This is a genomic window from Pseudoduganella sp. RAF53_2, from assembly GCF_052113985.1.
Classification (GTDB): Bacteria; Pseudomonadota; Gammaproteobacteria; order Burkholderiales; family Burkholderiaceae_D; genus Rugamonas.
Map to the genome: position 1 here is coordinate 1 of NZ_JBFRDW010000638.1, position 3,465 is coordinate 3,465.

The following is a 3,465-nucleotide window of genomic DNA, read 5'->3' on the forward strand; positions in this document are numbered from 1 at the left end:
AGCCTGGGCTGCCTGGCTCAAGCACCAGACCATGCTGGTCAACGAAAACCGCCTGAACCTGGCGGATGTGCGCGCGCGCAAGTACCTGGCTGCGCAAATGGAAAAGCATTTCTTCGGAGAAGGCGCCGACCAGGCAGCCGGCTACGTACCACCAGCAGAGTAATCTCACCCACAAGGAAGCGCGATGCCCCGTTTGAACGTCAAAGTCTTAACCGGGGCAATCGCCCTGGCCTTATCCCTCCCTTCCTTCGGCGCCGAGCAAGCCTGGGTCGCCAAATCCAACGAGAACGCCAAACTGCTGCTGGCCGTGATGGCCAGGTATGCGCCTGAAGAAGCGGGCAGCCTTGGTGTCGACGGCCTGGACGAGCAGATTGTCGACATGTCGCGCGACCAGTTCGACGCCAGCAGCAAGGACACGCGCGCCGTCGTGGCGGAGTTGCAGAAGCGGGAAAAGRCCGAGACCGATGCACGCGTCAAACAGGACCTCGACATCCTGATCACCAGCGCCAACGATAACCTGCATACCGCAGCCCTGCAGCGCAAATACTTCATCCCCTACACCGACGTGACCCGCCTGATCTTCGGCGTGGTGCGTGAGAACCTCGATCCCCGCATTCCGAAAGAACGCCAGGCCCACCTGCTGGTTCGCCTGGAAAAATACGCCGGGCTCGCGAAAGGCTACCGTCCACTGACGGAACTGGCCAAGGCGCGCACCGCCGAACGCATGAAGGCCGACAAGAAGCTGATCGGCCCCTACAAAGGCAAGGTGCAAAAGGCCATCGAGGATTCGCCCACCCTGATCAAGGGCATGAAAGACCTGCTGGCCAGGAGCGACATCAAGGGCTGGGAAAAGCCGATGGCCGCGCTGGAACAGCAGCTCAACGACTACACCGAATACCTGAAGAAGGACATGCTGCCGCTGGCGCGCGCCGACCACAAGCTGCCGCCTGAAGTCTATGCGGACAACCTGAAGCAGTTCGGCGTCGACATCCCGCCGCAGGAGCTGATCTCGAAGGCATTGACGTCCTTCGCCGAGATCCGCAACCAGATGAACATCACCGCTCGCCTGATCGCCGATCAGCGCAAGCTGCCGAATGCCGACTACCGCGCCGTGATGGCGGAACTGAAGAAGCAGCAGATTCCGGAAGCGGAAGTCATGCCGCTGTATAAGGAGCGTCTGGTGCAGATCGAAGCGGCCGTGCGCGAGCAGCGCATCGTCACCCTGCCGGCGCGCGAAGCGAAGATCCGCCTGGCGACCGAAGCAGAGAATGCTGCCAGCCCTGCGCCGCATATGAGCCCTCCCCGCCTGATCGGCAATACGGGCGAGTATGGCGAATTCGTGCTGACCACGGGCGTCAAGTCGCCGGATGGGAAGTCGCTGGCATTCGACGATTTCACCCACCAGGCGGGCACCTGGTCGATTACGGCGCACGAGGCGCGTCCCGGCCACGAGCTGCAGTTTGCGAAGATGCTGGAGACAGGCGTTTCCACCGCCCGCGCGGTGTTTGCCTTCAACAGCGTGAACGTGGAAGGCTGGGCTCTGTATGCGGAAGCGGAGATGCAGCCTTACGAGCCGCTGGATGGACAGCTGTTCGCGCTGCAGGCGCGCGCCATGCGCGCCGCACGCGCCTTCCTCGATCCGATGGTCAACCTGGGACAGATTACGCCGGATGGCGTGAAGTCCTTCCTGATGGATGATGTGGGCTTGTCCGAAGGGATGGCGACGCAGGAGATGCAGCGCTACACCTTCCGCTCGCCCGGACAGGCGACGTCCTACTTCTATGGCTACCAGCGTCTGATGGAAACGCGCGAGGCGGCCGAAGTCGCCCTGCGCCAGAAGTTCGATCGTCAGGCGTTTAACGACTTTGTGCTGTCACAAGGCCTGGTCCCACCTGCCCTGCTGCGCAAGGCAGTGATGGACGATTTCGTCAAATAGGGACACAACACATTTATTTGGCGGTGCCGGGGGCGCCCTGCCCCGATGGCATCGCTGCGCACTGGCGCAGTTCGCAGCGCGCCAGGAATACTTTGCCGTTATCGCAAGCCATGCGGTACACCTCGACCGGGCCTGGTTCGCTGACCAGCCCTGCGCCGTAACCACCCTGGCACGACTCCGCCTTCGCCAACCGTTCCACCGTCGCGGATGAAATCCCCGCACGGAATGCGACCTTCTGCACTTCAACGCCATTCACCATGACACGCCGCGTACCATCCGCCGCCAACTCAGGCTGAACGGACTTGCGCATGACGGGCGCTTGCGCGACCTCGTCTTGCTTCAGGAACGGGATGTGGGAACAGGCACTCAGCAAACTAGCGGACAGCAACAGCAGCGAGAGTCGTTTCATAGGCCTTAATATTTGAGGGTTTTGACGCCTTCGGACGTGCCGAGCAGGCACACATTTGCGCCGCGGGCCGCGAACAGGCCAACAGCCACCACACCGACGATCTGATTGATGTCGGTTTCCAGCTTGACAGGATCGGTAATCGACAGGCCGGCCACGTCGATGATATTGCCGCCATTGTCGGTAACGAAAATCTCGTCCGAGCCGGACTTGGTACGCACCTTCGGCTGGCCGCCCAGGGCCGCCAGCTTGCGCATCACGGCGTTGCGCGCCATCGGCAGCACTTCCACCGGCAGCGGGAACTTGCCCAGGGTTTCAACCAGCTTGGAGCCGTCGGCGATGCAGACAAACTGCTTCGACACCGACGCCACGATCTTCTCGCGGGTCAGCGCAGCGCCGCCGCCCTTGATCATATGGCCGGCGGCGTTGATTTCGTCGGCGCCGTCGATGTACACCGCGATTTCCGAAACTTCGTTAAGATCGAATACAGGAATGCCGTGGCCAGCCAGGCGGGCAGCGGTCGCTTGCGACGAGGCAACCGTGCCCTTGATGCGGTGCTTGATCCTGGCCAGTTCATCGATGAAGAAATTGGCGGTAGAACCGGTGCCGACGCCGATGATTTCGCCATCAATTACATAATCAATAGCCGAAATAGCAACAGCTTGTTTCAATTTGTCTTGCGTCATAGTTACAATCAATTGGAAGATGCGGATACAGAAATGGGCGTATTTTAGCTGAATTGACCACCCTCCCGAGGAAATCAGCATGAAGCCAAGCACCGTCCTGATCGTCGATGACAGCCGAGTCTCCCGTATGCTCACCCGGCAACATATCCAGGTTCGCCACGCCGACTGGATCGTGGAGGAAGCCGCCAACGGCGAGGAAGCCATCGCCAAGGCGCCCAATTTGCAGCCTGACCTGGTGTTGTTGGATGTGAACATGCCCGGCATGGGCGGCGTTGAAGCCGCCGCCGCCCTGCGCGCCATGCTGCCGGAATGCCACATTTCTCTGCTGACCGCCAATGTGCAGGCGGCCACCCGCCAGCGGGCGGAAGCGATCGGTGTCGGTTTCATGGAAAAACCCATTACCGCCGAACGCATCGCACAACTGATCGCCCCACTGG

General features: G+C 61.1%; 5 protein-coding genes. 3 read left to right on the plus strand and 2 right to left on the minus strand.

Going from position 1 to position 3,465, the window contains the following annotated elements:
• Window positions 1–163 (plus strand): oxidative damage protection protein (locus tag AB4Z11_RS26875; protein WP_442028905.1); only part of this gene is annotated, 163 nt, incomplete at its 5' end.
• A gap of 21 nt (window positions 164–184) precedes the next feature.
• Entirely contained in the window at window positions 185–1,936 is a 1,752-nt protein-coding gene (locus AB4Z11_RS26880) for a DUF885 domain-containing protein (protein ID WP_442028901.1), read from the plus strand.
• A gap of 13 nt (window positions 1,937–1,949) precedes the next feature.
• Here the strand turns inward: AB4Z11_RS26880 and AB4Z11_RS26885 are convergent, their stop codons facing one another.
• Complete coding sequence (locus tag AB4Z11_RS26885) at window positions 1,950–2,345, minus strand: hypothetical protein (RefSeq protein WP_442028902.1); 396 nt, start codon at window positions 2,343–2,345, stop codon at window positions 1,950–1,952.
• Between the two features lie 5 nt (window positions 2,346–2,350).
• Complete coding sequence (rpiA, locus tag AB4Z11_RS26890) at window positions 2,351–3,028, minus strand: ribose-5-phosphate isomerase RpiA (RefSeq protein WP_442028903.1); 678 nt, start codon at window positions 3,026–3,028, stop codon at window positions 2,351–2,353.
• Window positions 3,029–3,107: 79 nt separating this feature from the next.
• Between rpiA and AB4Z11_RS26895 the strand changes: the two genes are divergently transcribed.
• Window positions 3,108–3,465: response regulator (locus tag AB4Z11_RS26895; RefSeq protein WP_442028904.1), on the plus strand; the 358-nt coding region annotated here is incomplete at its 3' end.

Excerpts from the sequence above, each read along its gene's own strand:
- AB4Z11_RS26885 (WP_442028902.1), bottom strand. The coding sequence starts at position 2,345 with ATGAAACGACTCTCGCTGCTGTTGCTGTCCGCTAGTTTGCTGAGTGCC.
- rpiA (WP_442028903.1), bottom strand. The coding sequence starts at position 3,028 with ATGACGCAAGACAAATTGAAACAAGCTGTTGCTATTTCGGCTATTGAT.